This is a genomic window from Chryseobacterium sp. CH25 (genome assembly GCF_004119455.1).
In the GTDB taxonomy this organism is placed as follows: domain Bacteria; phylum Bacteroidota; class Bacteroidia; order Flavobacteriales; family Weeksellaceae; genus Chryseobacterium.
Window position 1 is genome coordinate 305,284 of record NZ_NRQT01000004.1, and the last position, 26,000, is coordinate 331,283.

Sequence of the window (26,000 nt, forward strand, 5' to 3'; positions counted from 1 at the left end):
CTATGCTGAATACAATTCGTTATTCAGCTCTGTTATCAATTCTTCTAATTCGTTATTAAATATCTTATTTAGCCTTGTAAAACCTCCTTCATCTACAAAAGGTCTTAAGTCCAAGTCCTGTTTTGTAAGAATGGTTTCTGCTATCAACTGCTTTTCAAAACGGTCTATCCATCTTAATTGTACAGCAGTCCACTGATGTTTTGATTTTAACTTGCTAATGGCTCTCTGAACACGTTCCTGAGGGGTAATTAGGTCAACTCCCATAGAAAGTGTTCTGATATAAGCTATAATATCGGCTGCAATATCCACATTTTTTGTGGATTTCCAAGCGGTATTTAGAGAAGTTTCATTAAAACCTTTTTCATCTAAAAGTAACTTTAATTCTTTTAATGACTTACGGTCTAGCTCCTGAGGTTTGTTGCAAATTATATTGATTGCTGTAATCGTATTGCTGTTTTCCTGAAGGAATTTTTTGAATCCTTCTATATAATCTTCAGGTCTATCAGCATTTCCATATCCACGAGTAACTTCCATTACAGAATCTTCGTGTGTAGAAACAAATTGAGAATATTTCTTGTATACCTTTGTATCAAGATAATTCCAAAGCGAGCTTAATTGCTCTACTGTATTTTTTATTTCTGAGCTGGTTGTATTTTTCAAAGATTGTATCAATCCTTCAATAGTATTTCCATCTGTATGATAAGAAATATGTTCTTTTTGTTCAGCCGTTAGGTTTCTGGACTTTCGTTGCAATTTTGCAATGATTTGTTCAACCTGTTTATATAAACGCTGCTCATCAGAAATTCTCTCAGTTTCTTCTACCAGTTGTTGGAAGGTATAAGAAGGATTTCCTACGGTCTGTATCTGAGTATAATCTTTAAGTGCTTCGTATAATCGAACTGCGTCAAATATTTTAAAAGATTCTTTTCCTATTTCACGGCAAAGACGTGTTGCTCTTCCCAGCATTTGCTCATACAATATACGGGAACGTACACGACGCATAAATACGACATTACATATAGAAGGAACATCAATTCCGGTAGTTAATAAATCTACCGTAACAACAATATTAGGATACCTTTCATTCTTAAAATCTCTGGTTAATTGCGCATTATCATAAACACTACCCGTAATTTTCTGAATAGCTTTTTCATGAACATCAACGCCAATTTTTTCAAACTCTTCACCCAGCATATTGATTATGGTATCTGCATGACTATCTCTTGCTGCGAAGATGATTGTTTTCTCATTACCTTCAGGATCTAAATGTTTAACAAGTTCCTGAACTACCGCTCTGTTGAAATTATCATTAAGAACCTGTTTATTAAAATGTTCTACATCAAACTTCAATTCATCTTCCAGTTCATCCAAATCTGTTATTTCTCCGGTTTCACCATCATATACCTGAGGCTTTTCTCCTTTTTCCCATGTAATTCCTTCGGTATTAAGATAAGTTTTAATATTAAATGGAGGTTCATGATCTACCAGATTGCCGTCTATTACAGCTCTTCGATAAGAGTAATTATAAACAGATTCTCCAAAAATTTCTGTTGTATGAAGAGCTGGCGTAGCAGTCATTCCTATTTTAAAAGCATCAAAATAATCGAGGACTTTACGATATTGTGCCACATAATCATCTTCATTTCGGATACCAAAATCATCTTCATTCATTTCTTTATCCAACTGGTAACCACGGTGTGCCTCATCCACAATGATACAATCGTAAGTGTCCACAGTTAATGGTTCTCCTTCATTATAGAAGAGCCTTTTTACCATACTCTGAACGGTGGCAAAATGGAGGCGGGATCCCGAGTCCGGAATGGTTGTCCCAAGATCATCGAATGGATAAATTCCTCCAAAAGATTGTTGATCTTCAACTTTATTTTCTTTAATGCTATCACGTGCCTGAGTTGCCAGAAGCTTTCTATCTGTTAAAAATAGAATTCTTTTAAATCTGTTGGCTTTTATTAGTCTATATATTAAACCATTAATAGTTCTGGTTTTTCCTGTTCCTGTAGCCATGACAAGCAAGGCTCTTTTATCAAAAGGAGATTCAATTATTTTATTCTCCACTGATTGTATGGCTTCTATCTGATAATCACGAAGACTTAATCCGCTTGGAGAAGCCAAATAGTCATAATCACTTTCTAAAAGTTTTTCGTTTGCTTCTTCAGAATCTCTAGTATATAGTTTTTTTAGACCTTCCGGTGAGTACCATCCTTTTAAAGCATATGGACGATTGGTAGATTTTCTTATATCCTGAAACCAAATTCCACTTTTGGTCTTCAGTTGTTCCAGATATTTTTTTCCGTTTGTAGAATACAGAAATGGAACTTTATAAGTATCCCACTGCCCCAATAAAGTAATTTCAGCTTGCGGATGGATATTTTCTGAGTATACTTTAGACTGCCGAAGGTTGGTAGAAATATCAGTATTATATTTCTTAGCCTCAACTAAACCGTAGAGTTCAGTACCAATAAATAAAGCATAATCTGCATACTTTCCTCCGCATGGCCATTCTGCAATTGCTTTATTTTTTCCTTTTTCGGGTAATGTTTTTTTATTCTTGTAATTAATATTTTCTGTATCACATTCCCATCCGGCAGCTCTCAACTGAACGTCTATCAGTTGGATTCTTGTATCAAGCTCGCTTAGATTAATCTTATCAGCATAAAATTGAGCTTTCTCTCTTCTCTTTTTTATACCACTTTCTGAAACATTCAGTGATTGAATTTTTAATTCATAGTTTTTTAATTGAATGGTTAATTCATCAACTTTATCTGTTAAGGAGGCTATTTCCTCATCAGATTTATTGGGCGGTAATTCATAGACAAGGTTTTCAATGGTATCTTCTTCGTAAGTTTCAAAAAACCACTTAGCCAGACTAAATATTTTTTTAAAATAAATAAAGCTTCATCAGATTTATTATAACCATTATGAGAGGCTCTGTTACCTGACTTTCTAACTACATGGAAAATATCAGTTATTGTATCAGGTAAGATCTCATGATTATTCAGATACTGTATAGCATCGTGTTGATTTAAATGAGAAATATCTTCTGATTCAAAACCAGCGATTAAACCAACCAGTTTTTCGCAAAATAATCTTGATTTTGATATTGATGAGCTGGCATCTATATAATACAAAGTTTCTGCTAATCTTGCACAATTAAAAAGCTCAGGATAAAGATTCTTTAGAAATAAAAATTTTGATGGCATTAGGTGTTTTTAATAGTATAGGTTATCGTCTTTTAAAAAATCACTAGTAAAAGACAAACTTACTAAAAACATACTATAAATAAAACTGTTTCAGGTTGAAAACACAACTAGGAAGTTGTTTTTCAAAGTTTATTAAAAATTTTAGAACCAAGATTATATAATGATAGATTTTCTATAACGTATTTCATATAGCTATAGTCCTCCTACACATCCACCTCCTCAACCTCCACACCGGCAAATACACAAACACCACAGACAAAATCCCAGCCAGAGTTCCCACAACAACAGCCATTGCGGTAGCATCCAGCTTATAATCCTTAGAAAAATTATATTGCCCTAAGAAAAGCATAGCTAATACCAGAGAACAGGTAATCACGCCATGCAGAATACTCAGCTTGGTCATTAATTTTTTAATATTTAACTGTTCATCTACGGTAAACTCAATGGCGCCTTGTCCTGCAGCATCAGTTACTCTTTTGATGATATCAATGGTGAGGACAACGGGAAGAAATAGGGCCATGGGTAGGGTAAGGCGGGCCAGATTCTGCTCGCCGGAGAAAAATGGGTGTAGCCTAATTCTTTGAAGCTGGCATAGGCGATGATGAAATTGAAAAATACATTCGGAAGGACATAGTAGATTGTACGCTTGATGAGAAAGCGTTTAAGGGTAGTTTTTTTGAGCTTTTTGGGCGGCTTCGGCTTAAATTTCAATTTCATGAGGTGGTCATTAGCGCTATGGCTTTCTCTTTTATTTTGGCGGCTTCCGCTTTGGGAAGGAAGTCTTCGTTGGACAAAAATATAAAATCCATCTGATGGTTGTACGTACTCGTCACCAAAGTATTTGAGTTCAGCCATGGGAATGCCACTGTAGGGCTGAAAATAGTATCGATGCTGAAGTTTTTGTACTCGTTCGGGATGTTGATCCTGCCCATATTGGATAAGGTTACATCATGGCCGCCATTGCTTGATTTAAGCATGGAGATCATACGGTCAACAATCGGGTGCATCTGTTCACCCATCCACAGCAGTTCGCGGGCTTCCATTTTTCCTATTTTCTGAACTAGGTCTTCTTTAATTTGCTTGGCATTGTTCAACAGATCGGAACTTCCTTTTTTAATCGCAAGGTCAACGGTTGGAGCAAAAGCAAATAAATGATCTTCTTTGATCTCCGGAATAAAATGACGCACGTCTACCGGGCTGATGACTTTCCCTTTGGCTTCTTTTCCTTTTACTTCCTGGAAAGCCTGCATAAACGCAGAACATAATAAAGCATGTACGGAGATTCCATTGGCTTTACATCTTTCAGTGATCTGAGAAGTGGTTGCCGGATCCAGTTTTTGGTGGAGAACATAGTCTTTTCCAAGGTTTCTCTTTTTGCTTTTCTGCTGTAGCATAAAGAAGAAACGGGCAAAGGTCAGATAAAGTCTGGCTTTGAATTTCTTACTTTTTACATTAAAGTTGGAAGGGAGAAATTCATCTACTGAAGTGAAAGCCTCATAAGGTTCTAATTCCAAAGCTGGGTTATCTAAAAGCTGAAGAAGTTCCTTCATTAAGGTCACTCCGGTTGTCCCGTCTGAAATGCAATGAGGGATGGCCCAAAAGACTTCAGAAAAATCCTGTCCTCTTACCCAGACTACACGGGCTAGTGGTGTTTTCTCTTCCTCAAATAAGATTTTCCACTCTTTTTGAGATTCTGTCAGCCAGTCCTGGTCTGTTTTTCTTTCTACGATGCGGAGTGGGATAGGAGCAATCTCTTTTTCTTCTATAAAAAAGGGGTATTTCTCACTTGTAGAGTCTATCACTACTCTTAGCAACGCATGTTTCTGCTGGATTTTTTCCAGAGCAGTTTTAAAATTCTGCTCCGGAATTTCTCCTTTTATTTTGGCTGCAAATACACAGTTTACGGGCGTTTCGGGATCTACATACATGATCCTTTCCACCATCATTAGTTTTCTTTTGATCATGATACAGCGATATATTCCAGTTGGGTTTTAATGATCTTCATGATTTCATCACGGATGGCAAGGGCATCGGTATACGGTAAATATCCTTCACTTCCTACAAATGAAAAATCCATTTTTCCACGGTAAGTAGAAACTATCAGTGTGGTGGTATTACCCAGCGGACCAATTACGGACGGACTGAAAATAGTATCTACACTAAATTCTTTATACTCATGAGGAATCTGAATGCGTCCCAGATTGGAAAACATGCAGTCATTAGACGATTTTCCATTCTTCAAAAGCTTGGTGAAATTATTCAGTGCATCGTGTCCGGATTCCATCACCATCATGGTAATATAAGGGTCCAGCTTAGAGGTTTTACGCTCTACAGAAGCCTGCATCGTATGTAAATTCTCTATAAAGCTCAGCTTTTCATTGGCAGAAACCACAATCATCAGTCCAAAAGCAAAAATATGATCGTTCTTCACCTGGGTAGCAAAACGTCTGATATCTACAGGGCAAGACACCTTATTGAAAGCTCCGGTTCCTTTTATTTTCTTGAAAGCCTGAAGCAATGCGGCACTTAAGAACGTGTTCACGGTAGCGCCATTGGATTTGCAATAGGAAATCAGTTGTTGGCTTACGGTTTCATCTACTTTCCAACTGATTAAATAATCATTTTGACGGTCAATAGATTTTTTACCGGTAGGAATAACCTTAATGGCTGTAGCTGCTAACCTTCCGATGAATTTGGCTTTTAATTTTTGCTTCCGGCTGTTTAAAATATTCGCCGGAACTACATCCTGAATGCCTAAAATAGGGTTTTCTATCCCAATATCGGCTTTTGGATTATCCAATACTTTTAAAAACTCATAAAGGAAGGCCATTGCAGAACCACCATCACATAAACAATGGTGGAACGCAAATAGCATGTCAGAAACGTCTTCCCCCTTGATCCAGACAAACCGGATAAGAGGCAATTTTTTAGGATCGAATAAAGTAGTCCATTCCCTTTTGGATTCTTCCTGCCACTGATCTTCTCCTTTTCTGGCAATAATTCGTACCGGAATGGAGATCGGGTTTTCAGGAACATCAAACCAGGGGATATTTTTATCATCGTGAGCAATAAGCGCTCTTAACCACGGATGTTTTTGCTGGATCTGAGCCAAAGCCTGCTGGATATCCTTTAATGTAAAGGTTCCTCTGAGCCTGAAAGGGATCACCGCATTGAACGGTTCTGTTCCGTCTCCCAGTAACATTCGTTCGCCAAATAACAATCTTCTTTTCATAGGCTATACAGACGCTAATGTGGAATGTTCCTGCACAAAATTTTCTAACAATTCTACCGCTTTATCATTACCTCCGGCAAGATTGAATGTATTTTGAACCTCTTGAGCAGCAGCTCTGTATTTAGGATTTTCCAGTAATTCAAAAACGGTTTCACGAAGCGCTTCTACACGAAGTCTCTTGTATCGGATGCTGATTCCGCAACCTGCCTGCTCAATTAATTTCGCAATATGGAAATGATCATAAGCGATAGGCGTTATCAACATTGGTAATCCGTTACGGAAAGTGTCATTTACTGTATTGAAACCTCCGTGGCAAATGACCATATCCATTCTCTGCATCACTGCAGATTGAGGTACGAAGCTGTTTACAATAAAGTTCTCCGGCCATTCTTCAAAAATTTCCGGTGGAGTAGCGGCAATCACGGTTACCGGCTGATCTTTAAATGCAGCAATAATCTTTTCAAAGAAAGCTTTTCTGATGTCTACCAATAAAGTTCCCAGCGATACGAAGATCTTTGGAGTAGTAGAAGCATTTAATTTATCCCAGTCAAAAGGAGCATCATTTGGACGGCCTTTTACAGGACCTACAAATTTCATATGCGATGGTACAGTATCAAAACCGGCAAAGGCTTGTGATGTAAATACCATATTCAGTTTATGAGAATGGATGTAAATACCTTCCTCATGAATACCTACTTCTTTTTGCAGGTCTTTGATGAGATTTTGCTGCCATTCCCAGATTTTAGGGGCACTTTTTTCAGTGTCTCCCATCACGTCCGGTGGAACAGGTGTGGTCGTTACGCAAGGAATATTATGTTTGTGGGCGAAAAGCGCACCTCCGAAAGTGATACAGTCGTTCACAATCACATCAGGCATCCAGCTTTCTGTTAATCGGGTTAATCCCGGCATCATCATTTTGGCGAAAGGAACATATGTTTCTTCCAGTGCTAATTTCATTACTTCAGGTCCTGAACATGCAGGTCCATCATCCTGTCTTTTTAAAATACGGGCAATTTCTTCCTGATAGGGAATAAGATCTTCTTCAGGATAGAAGTAAGAACCTCCTTCCGGAATATGTTTGCTGTCTAAAGGCGTAATGCCGAACCATTTTACTTCATGGCCACGGGCAATCAGACTGGCTCCCACACTTAATGTAGGGCTCACGTGTCCGAAAAACGGCGGCACAACGAATAAAAATTTAGATGGTTTTTCTGGTTTTGAAGCCTTTGTGATGGCTTCTTCCAATAAATTAGCGGCTGTAGCTGCTCCTCCTGCTTCCATAAAAGATTGTCCTACTTTTTGAGCTGCCTCACGATAGCTCGGGTTATTTAATATTTGTTGTACTGCCTCTCTCAGATGATTGGCTTTAAATCTGTTGAAATTAAGTCTCTCACCTGCTTCCGTACGCACTACACGTCCTGCAACGTGCGACTGGTCATACGCAATAGGAATGACTACCAAAGGAATTCCGTTGGATAAAGTTTCAGAAACGGTATTGTGACCGCCATGGCACACCACCCCGTCAAGATGAGGTAACAGATCCAATTGAGGAACCTGCTGATAGACCATAAAGTTATCCGGCCATTGCTCGAAAAGCTGTGGATCAGAAACTACAACAACGGTTAAATCTTCCTCTCTAAAAGCATCCACAACCTTTTGGAAGAATGCTTTTTTATGATCGTGATCGAAAGTGGTTCCGATGCTTACTAAAATCTTTTTGTTGGTAGCACTTTTTAGTCTGTCCCAATCGAATTCACAAGAGATACGACGCTCGGTAAGAACCGGTCCCGTGAATTTGTATTGAGGTTCCAGATCTTCCATTTCCCCAAAGAAATAATTAGAGGTTAAAACAAGGGTTAAAAGATCTGAAGTGGCCAGAGAACGCTCTTCATGAAAGCCAAGTTCTTTCTGTAGATCGATGATCTGATTCACTTCCCATTCGTGAACTTTAGGCAGTTCATTCATGATTTTAATGGCAGCCGGAGCGGTAACGGAAGTTGCACAAGGAATTCCTAATGCTTTGGCAGCTACCGGAGCTGCAAATAACTGGTGGTCACCAATGATTAGATCGGGTTGATAGGTCTTTAATAAAGCAACAATTCCGTTATAGCAATGTCTGTTTAGTGGAATAAGAACTTCTTCGTAAAGGAACTTCACGCTGTCGATTCCGTAGACTACCTTTTTGGAAATAATATCGAGATACTGTTCGCTTTCTTTCTTTTCTGCGTCGGTCTGATCGTACTGGATCAGTAATAATTTTCCGCCCTCCGGAAGTTTAGCCTCTAACATAGGGTCAAGGCTGATCCATGCTACTTCGTGCCCTCTTTCCAACAGAGTAGCACCGATGCTTAGGGTAGGGTTGACATGTCCTGTCAAGGGTGGAACTATAAATGCAAATTTAGCCATGGTTCTTCGTTAAAATATTAGATAAAAACTGAGCGATCGTCTCTGCGATAAGCTGAGGTTCCTGAATCGGAATATTGTGATCGCCGGAGATTAATTCAAGTTCGGATGAACCGATTTGAGACTGCAGCCATTCTCCTGTAGGTCTGCAATTGGAATCAGCACCGTAAAGCAATAAAGTGGAAGCTGTCAATCCATTGAAATTGGCTTCACCAAGGAAATGTTTTTCCTTAATCATATCTGCTTTGATGCTGGTTTGATTAAACAGAAACTCATACATACGATGGTTCTTTTCCATTTGTCTTTTGCCCATCTGCACTTTGGTAGTATCTGTAAAATTGGCTACATAATGCTCAAGGAATTCCTTGCTGTACTCATCAATGATGTTACGGGCTTTTTCGTCCTGAGGATCCGGAGCTTCCATCACCACCAGTTGATTAACACGTTCGGGGTATTTTAAAGCTGTTTTTAAAGCAATAAGACCGCCGAAGCTATAGCCTACAAGATGTACTTTTTCCAGTTGAAGGTGATCTATTAAATCAATCAGATCGGATGACATGTTTTTAAGGTCGTACCCATCCAAAAAGCGTTCACTCATACCGTGACTTTTCAGATCGTACATCACCACATGGAAATGTTTTGCCAGAATAGGGGCAATATTAAAATAATAAATGGACAGGTTACTGAACATACCGTGGATTAAGACCACGGTTTGTTCGGCTCCTTTATTGAGTTCCTGTATATGAACTTGTCTGTTATTGACAGTGATTATTGGCATTCGTAGATATAATTGATGATCATACTAAGGTCAAGATTAATAAGCTGGTCTAGATCCATAGAAGATAACCAACCTGTAAAGTCGATCTGATCGCCAAAATGCGCCTTGATCTTTTCAGAGAAAGAGACAATCTCGATGCTGTCCATTTCAAGATCTTTGGTGAATGAACTTTCCGGAGTAATGTCCATCTCCTCTACAAATTCAGCACCTATCACTTCAGTAATAAAACCTTTTAATAAAGTAAAAAGTTCTTCGTGGTTCATTTTTAATGTTGCGTTTACAGTGTCCATCCGATAATATAATTTTTATGTTTAATAGTTTTGATTTCAATATTGTTGATCCACAAGTGATCATCTTTTATTTGTTCTACTTCGAAGGCTTTTGGATTTCCTTTCAATCCGGTTCCTAAGAATTTTCCGTAGGCTTCTTTGGCTACCCAGAAACGGGTCGTCCATTCTGCCTGATCTTTTCCTTTTAATAAGGCTAATTCATTGTCTGTAAATACCAGATCATAGAATCCTTCGCTGCGTTCTTCCATGAGTTCCATATCAATTCCTACAGATTTGCCATATCTCGCAATCCCCACAGCTTCTTTTCCTTTGTGAGCGAGTGAAATATGAATGTCTTCTGTAAAATCACTGATGAGGTAAGGTTTCCCCACTTCATCGGAACGGATCTCAAAGGTGATCGGGAAGCAAGCGTGATTTTTTTCCTGACGGAGAAGGTTTCTCACGGCATCTTTCACCGCAACACGGCTTACCATCCAGTTTTTCTTTTTGTTCGGTAATAATTGCTGGTGATGCTGTTTTTCCGTTTGGTTGAAATATCTTTTCAGGATAAAATCCCATGAAGCGACTCTGGTATAGGCCTGGTGGAAGAAAAATACTTCAGGAGCAATCTCTTCAGAAAGACGGTTATGCAATGGCGACATGGAAACATTCCATAACGCGGCATCAATTTCCAATCTTCTGTTCTGCCAGCCTGTGATGGCACACCATACTTTTCCGTCTCTTTTAAGAACGATATTAGCAATGGCAAACTCATCATTAAGCTCAGTCTGCATACAGGTGCATTCAAAAATACCTTCCTGATCATGCATGTCTCCGAAGAATTCAATATCTCTGATCTTCACCGGGAAGGCGATACGGTCTTTCACTAACGTAAGCTGTAGCCAAAGCCCGAATAATTGTCCGGCATTGTCCAATAGAGATCCTTTTCCGCCATTTCCTTTGATCTTTCCTATGATTCCTTTAGTTCCAACCGCTGAAACTTCAATAATTCCCTGGTATTGATCGCCATGGAACATGTGTGCATCATAGATCTCTTCAGGAGTTCTTTCAATCGGTAGAAGATCACCAATGGAAAGATTGAAGGTTGGAGTAGGAACAGGGCCGGATTTTAAGGTTACTTCTGCATTAGCGAAGTTCTCAATATCCAGATACGCATGGTTTTCTCCACGCCATTGTCCTTTCACAGTTTTCTCAAAAGGCTGTGCTACGTTCATCCACTGGAATACACTTACGTTCATAATTTTATGAACCAATGTTCCTGGGATTTCTGCTTCTGCAATTTCTGCTAACTGTTCAAAGATCATGGTCATCGGGATTACCGGTTCCATATCGGCTACATGAGCCCATCCTTTAGGCTGTCTCAATAAGCTGTGATCGATCAGGTACGGATGACTTTCCAATGTTACGTACAGATCTTTTGTGAAGGTTGTACTTCTCGGTGCTTGTGGAGCAGCATATTGTGCTACAGGAGCAACCTGAGCAGGACGTGGAATCGTAATTTCCGGACGATTTTGGAATAAAGTCAATACTTCTTCCTGCATACGGATCATATCATTAACATTGTCCTGGAATGCCTGTACCAGCGGATGACCACTTTTGGCAGTCATGGCTGAAGCTGAGGCAGTGTATTGTTTGGGTGTTTCAAAGGCTTGAGCTAAGGCTTTTACTTCTTTAAAGTTTCGGATAATAGGGGAGCCTAATTCCAGTTTAATGCCTTTTCCTGATGATCTTTTTGATTGTTGCTGAAGCTCTAAAAAGTCAAGAGCAATGGTTTTCCCTTCTACAAATAACGAAGCAACAACACGTTGTAGCTGTGCCAATGCAGAACGGGCAGGAACGCTGGAAGGAATGGTGCTGAATGCTTTTCCTTTCAATGTATCATCAATAAATCCAATCAGACCACCGGTACCCACCTGAATGAATACTCTGGCTCCTTCCTCGTATAATTTATCTGTCAGTTCACGGAAACGAACAGGTTCTACCAAATGCTCGGCACTCAGTTTTCTGATCGCTGCCTGATCCGCTGGATAAGGTTCTAAAGTCGTTGCAGACCATAACGGAATCTTCGTTTTCTGGAACTGTGCTTTTTCCATTCCCGCTAAAATAACATCCAGTTTATCAGCGATAAATGGAGAGTGGAACCCGGATTGGAACGGCAGTACCTGATGGAAGATCTGTTTTGATTTTAATTGCGGAACCAATTCATCCAATGCAGCATTGCTGCCACAAAGAATCACCTGATTAGGGCAGTTGTCGTTAGAAATATACAGGTCTGAAATTTCAGAAATAAATGGCTGTACAACGTCAATTCCTGCTCCGATGGCAATGAATTTAGAATCTTTTAATTCAAAAGTTTCAGGATTCAGAACATCGATTAAGGCTTTTACAGAATTGACTTCTGCTAACTCTGATGAATATCCTCCCAGCCATTCTCCTAAACTGTGTCCTGCATTCATATCTGGGATGATCCCCAGTTTTTTTAATGAATTATCAAGGATGCTACAGTTGTTGAAGATGTTTAAAGCATCGGTTAAAAGACCTTCGCCTTCAGTTTCTATAGGCGCTGTTAATCCGAAATAACGGCTAACACTGTCTACTTCACCTTTTGCCAGACCATCTAAACCAGGGAATACAAAGGCTACTTTACCGCCATCTTTTAATAATGGGGTAGAAGTGTACCAAATGTCCTGTTTGTTTTTCCAGATCAGGTTTTTAGAAACAATTTTAAGGGCTTTTTCTACTCTTGCAGGGGTTGGATCAAATATGGCTACTCTGAAATCTCCTTCTCCTAAAGTGGTATCATTATTTTGTAATGCAGAAACCAATTCTGCATGCGTAGGTCTTGCCAATAGCAATACTTTGTCTTTTTTAGGCATATCATAGCCTTCAAGAACAACGTGAGCATTGATTCCACCAAATCCGAAAGCGTTTACTGCTGCTACTTTGGGTAGTCCTGTTTTTGACCAGGTTTTAGCTTCCTGTACGGGTTCAAATCTTGTGTTCTGCATGTCAGCAGTAGGATTCTCACAGTACAATGTTGGCGGTAATGTGTCATGATGTAATGCCAGACAGGTTTTAATTAATCCTGCGATTCCGGCAGCCGGCATGGCATGTCCGATATTGGATTTTACAGAACCGATTCCTGCCACTGGAGCAGCTTCTTCTTTCCCAAAGAACTGTGCTAAGGTCTGAAGTTCTGTTTTATCTCCAAGCGGAGTTCCGGTACCATGGGCTTCAAGGTAACCTACTTTATTTTTATCCAGATCAGCATTGATCCAGGCTTGTTCTAAAGCTTTCAGCTGGCCTTTTACGGATGGGCTCATCACGCTGGTTCCGTTACCGTCACTGCTTACACCTACTCCTTTAATCACGGCATAGATTTTATCCTGATCGCGAACGGCGTCTTCCAATCGTTTTAACACAACGAAACCACAGCCTTCTCCAATCAGTAATCCATCAGCATCCATACTGAACGGCTTAATCTGTTCCTGGCGGGACATGGCTCCTAATTGAGCAAAAATACTCCAGAAAGTAGCATTTTGTCCGGTGTGAACTCCTCCGGCGATCATCATATCAGAACGTCCTCTCTGAAGTTCCTGTACAGCATGATCTACGGCAATTAAAGCACTGGCACAAGCGGCATCCACTGTGAAAGCAACCCCTCCAAGATCAAAACGGTTGGCTACCAATGAGGCTACCAGATTGGGAATTAATCCCATGGCAGTATCAGCAGCAAAACGTCCTTTACGTTCCTGGAAAGCGTGTTTTACTTTTTCAATATCAGCGGAAGATACCTGAGGCAGAAGTTCCTGTAATAAAGAGGAAATCTGTTCTCCGGTTCTTACAATTTCAATGGCACGGGTTGCTCCCGGCCCGGTATAATTTCCTTTCCCGATGACAATTCCGGTCTTTTCAAGGGAAGTATTCTTTTGAAATACTCCGGCATCCTCTAAAGCTTTCTGAACTAAATCAAGGGTCAGTAAATGATCGGGTTCTGTTCCTTCCACGGCAAGGGGTAAAATCCCAAAAGTGGTAGGATTAAACTCATAATCAGGAATAAACCCGCCTCGTTTGCAATAGAAACGATCGACAGGGTTGGTGGCATCGCTAAAATGCACCGGATCTATCCTATCTGCCGGAGCAGATTGGGTAGAGTCTACTTTATTGACAATATTCTGCCAAAAAGTTTGGGCATCCTGCGCCCCGGGAAAGACGCAGGATAGTCCAACTACAGCAACATCTGTTTTTTTCATGCTTAGTGTATACAGAGGGTTACCAATTATTTCCTGACATGATAAGCACCTGGCTTTCAGTTCCGTATTTTATTTCGTTAAGGAAGATTTCTTTTCCTTCATCCAATGGGATCATGGAAATTCCTCTACGTTCGTATTCCGATTCAAGGGTGGAAGAAACCATTCCTGCTCCTTTCCAAGGTCCCCAGTTGATGGAGATTACTTTTCCCTGTAGTCTTTTATTCAGAGCGTTAGCGTAATCATCCAGTACACTGTTAGCCGCAGCATAATCTGTCTGACCTTTATTACCGTATACCGATGCGATACTTGAGAATAAAACAACGAACTGGCAGTCTGTACGAAGTTGTTCAGCCAATACACGAAGTGGTTTTACCTTGGTATCGAATACACGTCCAAAAGAAGAGGTTGTCTTTTGTTTGAATAATTTATCTTCTAAAAGACCTGCTCCGTGGATCACTCCATCTAAACGGCTGTATTTTTCATAAATACTGCTGATTAAATTGCTTAATCCCTCTTCGTCACAAAGATCTAAAGATTGATAGATAATAGTATTTCCAAGCGCTTCCATATCACGGATTGTGCGTAGGATCTGGTTGTTTTTATAAACCTTTGTAGTTTCTTTTTCAATCTCAGCAGGAGAAGTGAATTTTCCGGACTTAATCAAATAAGCTCTGATTTCTTCCTTAGTCTTCATTCCTTCGAATTCTTTTGCAGACGTTTCATTTCTTGGGTCTGCTGATCTTCCTACCAAAATATAAGTACACGGATAAGCCTGAGACATGTGTTTCACCAACTCTGCAGTGATTCCCTGTGCACCTCCAAGTACCAATACCACTGATTTTTGATCTAGCTGAATGTGAGCTTCATTTAAACTTGTTGACAATGGAGAAGGGATAATGTCTACCTTATGTCTTTGCTCGTTTTTATAGATCACTTCAGCAGGTTTATCATTCGTTAAGATTTCCTTTAAAGTAATATCAGCAATCTGATCTACTTCCTGAGGAGTGCTTAAACTGATGAATCTACAAGTCGTGTGATCAAATTCTCTAGCTAAACTTTTGAAAAGTCCAGGATAACCCTGATGATGACGTAAAACACTTACATCAGTTACTTCCTGAATATGAGCAGCAATATCAGAGATTAAATACACCCATTTCGCTTTATCAAAATCAAGTTTTTTAATCAGATCAACATGATCGATGATGCTTGGTTTATCTGTTGCTGAGAACAGGTCTAGCATGATTAATCCGTCAACATGTGAAAGATCTTTATCTGCGTCTACCAATTCTACGATAGCTCCATGTTTTTCCAACTCAGTTTTAATAGCTGAGGTTTGTTGGGTGTCATCCTGAGTGATGGCGAAACGTTTCCCTTGAAGAACTTCCGTATTTTGTACTGAAGAAGCATCTGTAGGGGTGATGTCAAAACGAAGACGTGATAATACATTATTCGTAACTTCAGGAGTGTTAACTTCCTTTACTTCGTTTTTTGTTTCAGTAGTGTCACCGCTCATTTCACTGATCCAGCTTGCCAATCCACGAAGGGTTTTAATAGCTGCCAGTTTTTCCATTACATCATCAGCCTGCTCAAGATTTTCTCCGAAACCGATCTTGTTTTTAAGATCTGCAATGATCTCCATACGTTTAATAGAGTCGATGCTAAGGTCTGCTTCTAAATCTAAGTCTAATCCTAGCATTTCTTTCGGATACCCTGTTTTCTCACTTACAATATTTAAAATACCGTTTTGAAGGTCTTCTAATGATAATGTAGATTTAGCCTGTGGCGTTGAAACTGCTTCAGCAGCTGTTCCATTTTTTCAGGAGCGGTTGTAGCTTCAGCTCCAGAGAATTCAGTAAGCCATGAAACTAATCCGCTTAAAGTTTTGATAGCTGCCAATTGTTCCATCACCATGTCTTCATTGGTATTACCATTGGCTAATGTTCCTAATTCGCTGCGAAGTGTTCCGATGATTTCCACTCTTTTGATAGAGTCGATACTCAAGTCAGCTTCAAGGTCCATTTCCATACCCAGCATTTCCTGCGGATATCCTGTTTTATCACTTACAACCTGTAGTAATAAAGCTTTGATATCTCTTGTAGGAGTCGCTTTTACAGCAACGGCAGTAGCAGCTACCGCCACAGTTCTTTCCTGCTGAACTGCTTGTACCGGAATGGTACGTTCAGGTGTTGGAGCTGGCATTGGAGTATTGTAAACAGGCATCGGGTTCACCTGAGGATTCTGTCCCATAAAGGAAAGCATCACATCACGTTGTGCCTGTATCATTAATTTCATACTGTTTAAATATTCCTGCAGCATACGTTCTGCCGTAGATAGGCCTTCCGGTGCAGGAGCTTGCGTATTATGATTGGTAAAATTGTTCATAGGAATAGGATTTATGATAGGGGGTGCACCATTAGCAGGTAATGAACCTGTTGTCGGATGTGCAGCTTGTCCGTTAACACGCCAGATGGCAGGGCTTTTCTTGTATAATTCAGGTTGATTAATGTCAACAAGCTGAACGAAACGGCCATCAAAAAGTTTCTCAATATTGAAGCTGCGTCCTGTTCCTAAATACTGTGCCAACATGCACAATAAATGAGTGAACTTATTACGGCTGCTATCTTCAACATATAAAGTCAACTGGTCTTTCTCAAGACATGATTTTGCCAATCCTGTAAGGACTTTTCCTGGTCCTACCTCGATGAAGATTCTTGCTCCATCGTTATACATCGCTTGCATCTGCTCTACGAATCTTACAGGCTGAACTAAGTGGTCAGTCAATCTTTCTTTGATATCTGAAGGACTTGTAGGATATACATCAGCTGTGGTATTAGACCATACTGGGATCTGCATTTCCTGGAAAGGAACGTCTTTTAATACATCAGCATATAAACCTTTAGATTTTGCCAATAATGGGCTGTGGAATGCACATGCCACTTCTAATTTTTTAGCAGAAATACCTTCCTGTTTAAGAACTTCCAGCAGTTTATTGATAGCTTCTGTACTTCCAGCGATAACACATTGAGTAGGCGCGTTGAAGTTAACTGGATAGCATCCTTCCACCTTAGCGATAATCGGTTGTAAACGTTCGTGAGTAGCACTTGCAGCTAACATAGAACCTGGATCACCTCCTTCTACTGAATCTAAAATAGATTGAGCTCTACGGATACTTAAATCAACTAATTGATCTTCTGCAAATACGCCTGAGAAACATAAAGCCGGTAATTCACCATAGCTGTGACCTGCCAACATATCAGGAATAATTCCTAACGATTCTAAGAATTTAGCTAATGCAAGATCAACAATTCCTAAAAGAGGTTGTGCTAAACGGGTATCTTTAATGGTTTCTTTCTGTTGCTTTAAATCCGCTTCATTGAATGTTTTAGAAGGGAAAACCACCTTTTCAAGCTCAGGATAATTGTCAATAATCTGACGCATAGCCGGGAAGACTACGAATAGATCACGGGCCATGTTAATTCTCTGGCTTCCTTGTCCAGGGAATGTAAAGGCTACCTTACCTTCTTTTTTACTGACAGTGAAAGTATCTTTAGTTTCTATTCCTAATAGTACTAATTCAATCTTCATCATCAGATCTACAGCAGTATCAGCTACAATACTGAACTGAATTGGTTTTTCTGAACTGATGCTTAAACTGTAAGCAATATCTTTTAATGGAATCTCATCATTGATTTCCAATAATGTTTTGATCTGGCTTGATTGTCCTTTAGCTTCTTCATAAGTATCCCCACGGAATACAAATAATTCTGAAGGCCAAGACTGCATCGCAATTGAGTCATCTTTTTTCGGATGGTTCGCAATTACAGTATGGAAATTGGTTCCTCCGAATCCAAAAGCACTGATTCCCGCATATCTGTTTTTCTCAGTCCATAAACCTGTTTCAGCATGGAAAGAGAATGGGCTGGTTTGTGCGTTATAATAAGCATTTGGATTCTTAAGGTGAAGGGTAGGAGGTTTCACACCGTGATAAACAGCAAGAGAAGCTTTGATTAAACCTGCTAATCCTGCAGCACACTTGGTATGTCCGATCTGAGTTTTCACAGAACCTAAATGAGTCTGTCCTGGTAGTGCACCTGAACGACTGAATAAGTTAGTCAAGGCACTTAATTCTGTCTTGTCTCCAACAACAGTTCCTGTACCGTGAGCTTCTACCAATCCTACAGCTGCAGCACTGATTCCAGCTTGAGTATAAGCACGTTCTAAGGCTCTTACCTGACCTACTTTTCTAGGAGCCGTTAATCCAAGAGCTTTTCCGTCGCTGGATCCGCCAACTCCTTTAATTACAGAGTAAATACGGTCACCATCGTTGATCGCGTCTTCATATCTTTTCAGAACAAGGATTGCGATTCCTTCTCCAAGGGCAATTCCATCTGCTTCACTGTCAAATGTGGCACATCTTCCTTTTCTGGAAAGGGCATGCGTACTGGAGAACATCAGATAATCATTGATTCCGTTATGTAAATCTGCACCTCCGGCAAGAACCATATCAGATTTTCCTAATACAAGTTCCTGACAAGCTAAATCCAGGGCTGCTAAAGATGATGCACATGCTGCATCTACAGTAAAGTTTCTTCCCCCTAAATCCAGACGGTTCGTAATCCTACCTGCGATCACATTGGCCAAAATACCCGGGAATGAATCCTCTGTTGTATGTGGGAAAGCTTCTTTTACTTCTTCGTGAAGTTCTCCGAAGACTTGTTTATAATATCCTCTGAAACTATAGCTGTTGGCAAGATCGTTACCACCTTCAGCTCCGATAATGACAGAGATGTTTTCTCTATTGATATGTTTTTCACCATATCCAGCATCTTCCATTGCACGTTTTGCTACCAATAGTGTAAGCAATTGTGTAGGTTCAATAGCGGCTAATGATTGTGGTGGAATACCAAATGCTAATGGATCAAAATCAATTTTTGGAATGAAACCACCCCATTTTGAATGAGATACATCAGCTTCGTCTGAATCTGGTTTATAATAAAGCTCTTTATTCCATCTTTCGTCCGGAACTTCAGTAACACTGTCTTTTCCGAGGATGATATTTCTCCAGAATTCATCCAGGTTTTTAGCCCCTGGGAAAATACATTCCATTCCTACGATAGCGATGTCTAATGGCTTTTCGCTGGATGTTGGAAGTTCTGACAATTCAGCATTTTGGATGTATTCGTAATTGTTGATACTTACATTTTGGTGAAGTTCCTCAAGCGTAAGAACCTTGTTGTGCATTGTTGCAATCTGCCCGATCATGTACATTCCAAGATCTAGCTGATCGTCTTTAGGGATGTTTACTAATTGATCTCCTTGACGTTCAATTCCTTTAGCAGCAATTCTTAAACGGCCTACGTTTAATTTTTCCAATTGCTCCCACACTACTTTTTTGTCAGTTCCGGCTGCTAAAAGTTTAGCTTTCTCGGTATTGAAATGGTTGGCAAATGAAGTATTTAAACAACGGGTTTCGTGGCCTGGAGCTGTTTCTAATAAAACAGTGTCTTTAGCCTGCATCGCCTGTAGCTGGAATTCTTCCTGAATAGCTCCGGTTTGTACAGCTTCCTGAGTATACAGATAAGCAGTTCCCATCAAAACACCCACTTTTACCCCTCTGGCAGCCAATGGAGCAGCCATGATAGAAACGAATGCCGTTGAGAAGTCGTTATGGATTCCCCCTGCGAAGAATACACTGATATTTTCCGGATGGTCTTCTTTTAATATTCTTTCAATTTGTTTTTCCCAAAGAACCATGCTGGATAATGGACCTACGTGTCCACCGCATTCACGGCCTTCAAAAATAAAGCTCTTAGCTCCTTCTTTAAGGAAAATATCCAATAGGGCAGGAGACGGAACATGTAAAAATGTCTTTATTCCTGCTTTTTCAAATACTTTAGCCTGTGCGGGTCTTCCTCCTGCGATTAAAACGACAGGTGGTTGGGCTTCAAGAATATAAGAGGTCTGTTCATCTCTTAATTCCTGAGGAGCAAATCCTAAAATTCCTACCCCCCATGTTTTGCTGCCTGCCAGTTCTTTGGTTTCCATTACCAGAGACTTTGCTGAGTTTCCTTTCAGTAATGATAAGGCAACAAAAGGTAAAGCTCCTGCTTCTGCTACTGCATTGGCAAACCCGGGAACATCACTTACACGGGTCATTGGTCCCTGTGCAATTGGATATTTTAATCCAAGTTCCTGGGCTAATGGATTATTCTGATCGATAACCTGAAGGGCTTTTGCCTGTTTCAGGTGACCGTGCATGGCTTCTTTCAGTCCGAAAGCCAGCTTTTTCAGTGTTCTGAATTCTTCATACAGATCGGTTGCCAGTGAAATATCCTGGCCCATTGGGATATAGCTTTTGCTGATGTCAAGATCTGTAAAATACTGTTTAAGATTTTCAGCAGTAATATCATCCGGTAATGAAGGTGAATTAGGTCTTACCAACACTCTGTGATTGGCAATGATCTTAGTTTCAGTTCCGTTAAGTTTTGAACATACATCTTTAATGTCCTTCGGAACGGAACTTTCAGGGAATAAGGCTAGTTGACTGTCCAGTACAATACCAGCAGCTCCCAAAGCTTTCACGGCAGCGGCAGTATGGAGTCCTATTCCCCCCTGTACCCAAACCGGAATGCTTTTAATTTCATTGATAATTCGTTGGAACAATACAAAAGTTGATTCATAGCCGATGTGACCTCCTGCTTCATTTCCTTTGATAATGATTCCTAGGGCTCCTGAATTTTCAGCCTGTTTTGCTTCCTCTAAACTGGTTACCTGGTAAATGATATCCAGATTTGAGTTTTGAGGAACAGTCATTCCGAATGGTAAGATCGCAAATCGTACATTTTCCGGAAGTTGAAGTGCTGAAAGTTTTTCATTAGAAACATAAATACCGTAAGAAGGTAGGTCTGTTTCTTCCAGTTGACTAAGGGCTGCCTGCGCGGTCGTTAACTCTTGGCCTAAGCTGAGGACAGGGAATACACCAGCCTGACGCAATTTAGGCATAAGGTTGACATCCGGCTTTTCAAAAGGCGTTAGTCCAATAATGGTTAAGTTTTTCATGGCGTGATATGTTAGTAAATATTTTGTGAAAAATGCATAAGTCTTTGAAACAAAGAAAAATGCTTAATTACAAAATCATAAAATTGGTTTTTATTATATTTTTAATGGTAAAGCTCATTTGTTGAGAATTAATCAACAACGTATGACTGGCCCTAAGGTAATTAGAGTAAAAGTATGTGTCCGGCTTTTCAAAAGGCATTAGCCTGATAATGGTCAAGTTTTTCATTGCATTTAGTATTAAAATAATAATATGCGATTTCGCATTAAAACATCAATCTAATGGGGATAAGGATTGATTGTTTGTGATGCGTGAATAAAAATAATAAATTTATGATATATATTCAATCATAAATGAAATTCGATAATAATTTTTTAACAAACATTTGTTAATTATTCAAATGTTATTAAAGTATTCGGTTTATTTTCTTATTCGTTATAAACAAGCCGGCACAATCTGTGTAACCATAAATATAAATAATTATAGTTAAAGAAATGTTAAGCAAAGATAGCAATAAAAAATAAAATATTTCAAAAAGAAGAGATTTGTTTTTGTTATATTACAAAAAGATAATACAAATAATTACCGCATGAAATCAGCCAATTCAGCAGTTTTTTTTAGTCGTAAAATTTGAATTGATTTTGTATGAAATTGATTTATATTATATTATTGGCGTAATGAAGAATTGCTTTTTGTGATTTATTTAAGATTTTGAAAAGAAGTATAACGATACATAATAGAGTAAAAATATTACGGTAATATGAAATATAAATGAAGAAAAGCAGCGGAAAGCTGCTTGAGATTATTAAAAAAAGATTAAAAGTAGAGGTTTAATGTATCTCTATGTCGTTTTTTTCTCTGTTGAATATTTTCCACCACCTTGTATTATCAGAGTAAGACAGATGCCCAATACCAACAGATGGTATTCAAATCCTTCTGCTCCGGCAGGCATTTTTCCGAACCAATTCATAAAAAAACCATGAGAGGCATGGTCTACTACGATCATTCCTGTAAATAAGAAGAAAACAGCAATAGAAGTGATTTTTGTCCAAATTCCAAACAGTATAAAAAAGGTTCCCAGACATTCTACAGCTATTGCAGTTGCAGCAATCAATACAGGCAATCCGACCTGTGTCGTCATGTATTGCATTTCTCCCTGTAATCCTGGGCCATCGAACCAACCAAATAATTTTTGAGCAGCATGTGGGAACAGAACGACTCCTAAAGTGAGGCGTAAGGTTAGTGATCCCCAGCCACCATCAGTAGATTTTATCCATTGTTTAAGCGTATTGTCCATTTTGTTTGATTTTGATGAACAAAGTTAATGAGACGGTAGGGTTGTACTGTGTGATGTTTGATACAGAAAACCTGTGATAAATAGCACTGGTTTTTTAATTTTCTTTATGTTGCTGACCTTTGAGTCGGTTTAAAGTTTCCCGGGTAATTCCTAAAAAAGAAGCAATATGCTGTTGGGAAAGACGCTGTTCAAACCAGCCATAACTCTTTGTAAATTCTAAATATCTTTCCTCGGCTGTTTTCTGCTGGAATAATATTCTTTTTTGAAGGGAAATGAAAGCATTCAGGAATATTTTACGGAAATAACTTTCCAGTTTTGGTATTTCTGTGTAGAGTTTTTCCAGTTCATTCTTTTCAATCATAAAAACTTCTGAACTTTCCATTGCTTCAATATTGTATACGGAAGGCTGGGAATGAAGCATGCTGTTCCAATCTGATATCCACCAGTTTTCAAACGCAAATTGCACTGTATTTTCCTTACCGTTTAGGCTTACTTCATATTGCCGTAAGCAGCCGCTGATTACAAAATAATCATGAGTACATATGTTTCCGTCCTGCAAGAGATATTGCTTACGTCGAAATTTCTTGTAAATCAGTGCTGCACAGAGTGTTTTCTTCTCTTGGTCTGATAACGTAACGTGTTGGTCAATATGTTTTAATATGCTGTCATAATGAACTGACATGATTATGGGTATGTAGGGTTACCCAAATATAATTAAACTTCTGATATCAAAATGATTTACCTTAAATATAAAAGATTGTTGTATTTAAAAGATACTTAAGTTGTACTGTTTCGCGAGATCTAAAATAATATGATAACCTGCTAAAGAATTCCCATGCTGATCCAATGCGGGGCTGAATACGCCGATCCCCATTTTTCCCGGAACGCTTACTGTAATTCCACCACCCACTCCGGATTTGCTTGGCAATCCTACGGTTCTGGAATATTCTCCACTGAATTCGTACATTCCGGCAGTCAGCATCTGAGATTCTATCAGTTTGGCAATATCTGCATTTTTGTATTGAGAATCTCCATCAAAACGTACACACTGATTAGCGAAAAAGTATCCGATTTTCGCCAGATCTTCAGCGGTAAGTTCAATAGAGCACTGTTTGAAATAGTTATCCAGCTGATCTTCATTGCCGGAAATCAGTCCGCTGTTTTTCATGATGTAAAACATTCCGCGGTTACGGTGTCCAGTGGATTTCTCAGATTCATATACGGACTTGCTGTAATCAATGGTAGGGTTCTTGGTGATATAACGAACCATATCCAATACTTTGAGGAATGGTTTTTCACCTTCACCTGAAATTAAAGATGTAGTAAGGATTGCTCCTGCATTCATCATTGGATTAAGTGGTTTTCCTGTTGTTTCAAGGTTGGAAAAATGGTTGAAAGGTCTGTCTGACCCGAAATAGCCCATTTTATCAAAAATATTGGCTTCGCCTTTATCATTTACAGCTACCATTAAAGCAATGATCTTTGAAATACTCTGCATGGTAAATTTCTTCTGAACATCTCCGGTGCTGAATATCTTACCGTTTTTATCCACTACAGAAAAGGCAATAGCTTTAGCGTCCATTTTACCCAGCTCAGGAATATAATCAGCTACTTTACCTTGTGTGTAGTAATTTCTGTTCTTTTCCAGAATGCTGCTTAAGGTTTTCTCTGAAATAGTTGAAAGATCTGTAGTTTTCTGAGCATACATTACTGTGTTTAAGGACAAAAATCCTGCAATAAGAATTCCTTTGGCGGAAAATAAAAAGCTATTTTTTTTCATGTAGAATATTTTCGAATAAAAAATTTATAATGAACCTCGAAAAAACAAAGATAAGGTATTTCATTTTTTGTGCAAGACTTAAGGGAAATCTGATAAGACGGTATGCTTTGTCTGTCGGATTATCTTTTTAGTTCAAAGTCTTTATAAAGGAGTATTCCGTATTGGTCCAGCATGTGAGTTTTGTTGTTTTCTGTTTTTCCGTTTTCAGTATTGGAATAATAGAGCAGGTATTTTTTATTAATGACATCCTTTTGGTCCTGAGGACTGAGATACTTAACAATCTTGAAATTGCTGTTTTTATCAAAGTTTCCCATAAGTGAAACCTGTTCAGAGTAATTGCCCACATGGAAAATTGCAGGCTGGCTTCCTGTATGGGTTTTGATTTCCTTAATGAGACCTTTGCAGTAATTCAATTGCTGATTCTCATAATCTTCATTGGTGAATATTACTCCTGTAAACCGGATTTTCTCTGCAGTGACATGAATCAGAAAAGGAGAGAGGAGTAATGTGAACAATATGGGTTTCATTAGTTTTTCATTCAAAACATATTGTAGCAGAATAAGAATAAATGGTACTGACGGAATTAAGTAACCTGGTTCCAGTGGATATCTGATAAAGAATACCAGATTGGAAATGATGATCAGAAAACTGAAAAGGACAATATGATTTTTTGATAATTGTTTTACTTTCCCGTAACCACCACTAAACAGCTGAAGGATTAAGGCTGAAATAATAGCAAGTATTCCCAAAGGTCCGTATATGTATAATGTGGCCAAGCTTACTATGCTGCCGATGCTCACTTCTGAATCTCCGTAGCTCTGTAGAAAATTTGTGCCGTATTTTAAAATAACAGGTGAGAAAAAAACACATGTGGAGAGAAAGGTTAAGACCGAAAATTGTAGAAGCTTTTTTATATCTTTTTGAGAATAAGTATACAGAAAGAAAACAAAGGCCGGAAGAAAAATAATATTGTTGAATCTTGTGCTTACCATGAGTCCAAGCAGTAATGCTGAAAGCCAAATGTTTTTATTGAGAAGATAATAAAAGCTTCCCAGTAAAAAGAATAAAGACCAGTTGTATTCCATGGCGGTTGTACTGTTGAGATAGATGATCGGTACAAATGAGAATACAATAGAAATAAGGAAAGAAAGCTTTATACTGAGAAAATTCAAGATTCTGAAAAGATACAGACAACAGCCAACTGTAAATAAAACAGACAGTAAATTGATTACCCAATAAGGATAATGATACACTAATGAATATAAAAATTCCGGAAGTGGGTAGCCGGGGAAGCGGGAAACGTTATAAATATGGTCTTCGTATAATATTTTTCCTGTATATACTTCTCTCCATGCATCCAAATCGGTGCCCAGACTGTTAAAAATAAAAGGTAATCGTGATAATAGTACAATGATTACTATCATAATTTCCCTGAAGTATTTTTTCATTTTATCTATTAATTATTTTCAGTTGCAAAATAAGTTCTTTTTGCTTAATAAATAGAAGATCTTAAGCTTTTCTGGAAGATAAGGTAGAGTGTATAATGTCTTTGTTGCTCTTAAAATAATAAGTCTTAAAGAATGTTTTTTTTTGGACTTATTGTTGTTATGTTTTTGTAATTAATTTTTGGTTATTTATTATTAAAATTCTTTTATTGTTGAATTTTGGTTGATTTTATTCTAAGTGATACTA

General features: G+C 38.8%; 15 protein-coding genes. All 15 read right to left on the reverse strand.

Going from position 1 to position 26,000, the window contains the following annotated elements:
- Positions 1-2,907, reverse strand: coding sequence for a type I restriction-modification system endonuclease (gene hsdR / locus BOQ64_RS12190; RefSeq protein ID WP_317127664.1), 2,907 nt, complete (start codon positions 2,905-2,907; stop codon positions 1-3).
- Positions 2,793-3,218 carry a DUF4145 domain-containing protein gene (locus BOQ64_RS23920; RefSeq protein WP_228448344.1) on the reverse strand — a complete coding sequence of 142 codons (426 nt, stop codon included), beginning with the start codon at positions 3,216-3,218 and terminating at the stop codon, positions 2,793-2,795. Before BOQ64_RS23920 ends, hsdR begins: the two co-directional genes overlap by 115 nt.
- 184 nt (positions 3,219-3,402) lie before the next feature.
- Positions 3,403-3,738: a hypothetical protein gene (locus BOQ64_RS23925; RefSeq protein WP_228448345.1), complete on the reverse strand. Its 336-nt coding sequence runs from the start codon at positions 3,736-3,738 to the stop codon at positions 3,403-3,405.
- A gap of 193 nt (positions 3,739-3,931) precedes the next feature.
- Complete coding sequence (locus BOQ64_RS12200; RefSeq protein WP_129055607.1) at positions 3,932-5,182, reverse strand: condensation domain-containing protein; 1,251 nt, start codon at positions 5,180-5,182, stop codon at positions 3,932-3,934.
- Entirely contained in the window at positions 5,179-6,450 is a 1,272-nt protein-coding gene (locus tag BOQ64_RS12205) for a condensation domain-containing protein (protein WP_129055609.1), read from the reverse strand. Before BOQ64_RS12205 ends, BOQ64_RS12200 begins: the two co-directional genes overlap by 4 nt.
- Positions 6,451-6,453: 3 nt before the next feature.
- Positions 6,454-8,856, reverse strand: a complete 2,403-nt coding sequence (locus BOQ64_RS12210) for a glycosyltransferase (RefSeq protein WP_129055611.1) — start codon at positions 8,854-8,856, stop codon at positions 6,454-6,456.
- On the reverse strand, positions 8,849-9,631 hold the full coding sequence (locus tag BOQ64_RS12215; RefSeq protein ID WP_129055612.1) for an alpha/beta fold hydrolase: 783 nt from the start codon (positions 9,629-9,631) through the stop codon (positions 8,849-8,851). Before BOQ64_RS12215 ends, BOQ64_RS12210 begins: the two co-directional genes overlap by 8 nt.
- Entirely contained in the window at positions 9,622-9,921 is a 300-nt protein-coding gene (locus tag BOQ64_RS12220; protein ID WP_002977699.1) for an acyl carrier protein, read from the reverse strand. The genes BOQ64_RS12215 and BOQ64_RS12220 overlap by 10 nt, the downstream gene beginning before the upstream one ends.
- Complete coding sequence (locus BOQ64_RS12225; protein WP_129055614.1) at positions 9,909-14,174, reverse strand: type I polyketide synthase; 4,266 nt, start codon at positions 14,172-14,174, stop codon at positions 9,909-9,911. Before BOQ64_RS12225 ends, BOQ64_RS12220 begins: the two co-directional genes overlap by 13 nt.
- 19 nt (positions 14,175-14,193) lie before the next feature.
- Positions 14,194-15,870: an SDR family NAD(P)-dependent oxidoreductase gene (locus BOQ64_RS23930; protein WP_262708754.1), complete on the reverse strand. Its 1,677-nt coding sequence runs from the start codon at positions 15,868-15,870 to the stop codon at positions 14,194-14,196.
- 59 nt (positions 15,871-15,929) lie between these two features.
- The gene (locus BOQ64_RS12230) at positions 15,930-21,233 is read right to left on the reverse strand and encodes a type I polyketide synthase (RefSeq protein WP_228448346.1); all 5,304 of its coding nucleotides are present in this window, start codon (positions 21,231-21,233) and stop codon (positions 15,930-15,932) included.
- 839 nt (positions 21,234-22,072) lie between these two features.
- Positions 22,073-22,528, reverse strand: a complete 456-nt coding sequence (locus tag BOQ64_RS12235; protein ID WP_129055616.1) for a DoxX family protein — start codon at positions 22,526-22,528, stop codon at positions 22,073-22,075.
- Positions 22,529-22,622: 94 nt separating this feature from the next.
- Positions 22,623-23,210 (reverse strand): Crp/Fnr family transcriptional regulator, encoded by a 588-nt coding sequence (locus tag BOQ64_RS12240; RefSeq protein ID WP_129055904.1) that lies wholly within the window; start codon positions 23,208-23,210, stop codon positions 22,623-22,625.
- Between the two features lie 84 nt (positions 23,211-23,294).
- A complete protein-coding gene (gene glsA, locus BOQ64_RS12245; RefSeq protein WP_129055618.1) occupies positions 23,295-24,308 on the reverse strand; it encodes a glutaminase A in 1,014 nt (337 codons plus the stop codon).
- Positions 24,309-24,427: 119 nt separating this feature from the next.
- Positions 24,428-25,732, reverse strand: coding sequence for an ArnT family glycosyltransferase (locus BOQ64_RS12250; protein ID WP_129055620.1), 1,305 nt, complete (start codon positions 25,730-25,732; stop codon positions 24,428-24,430).
- Positions 25,733-26,000: the final 268 nt, after the last annotated feature.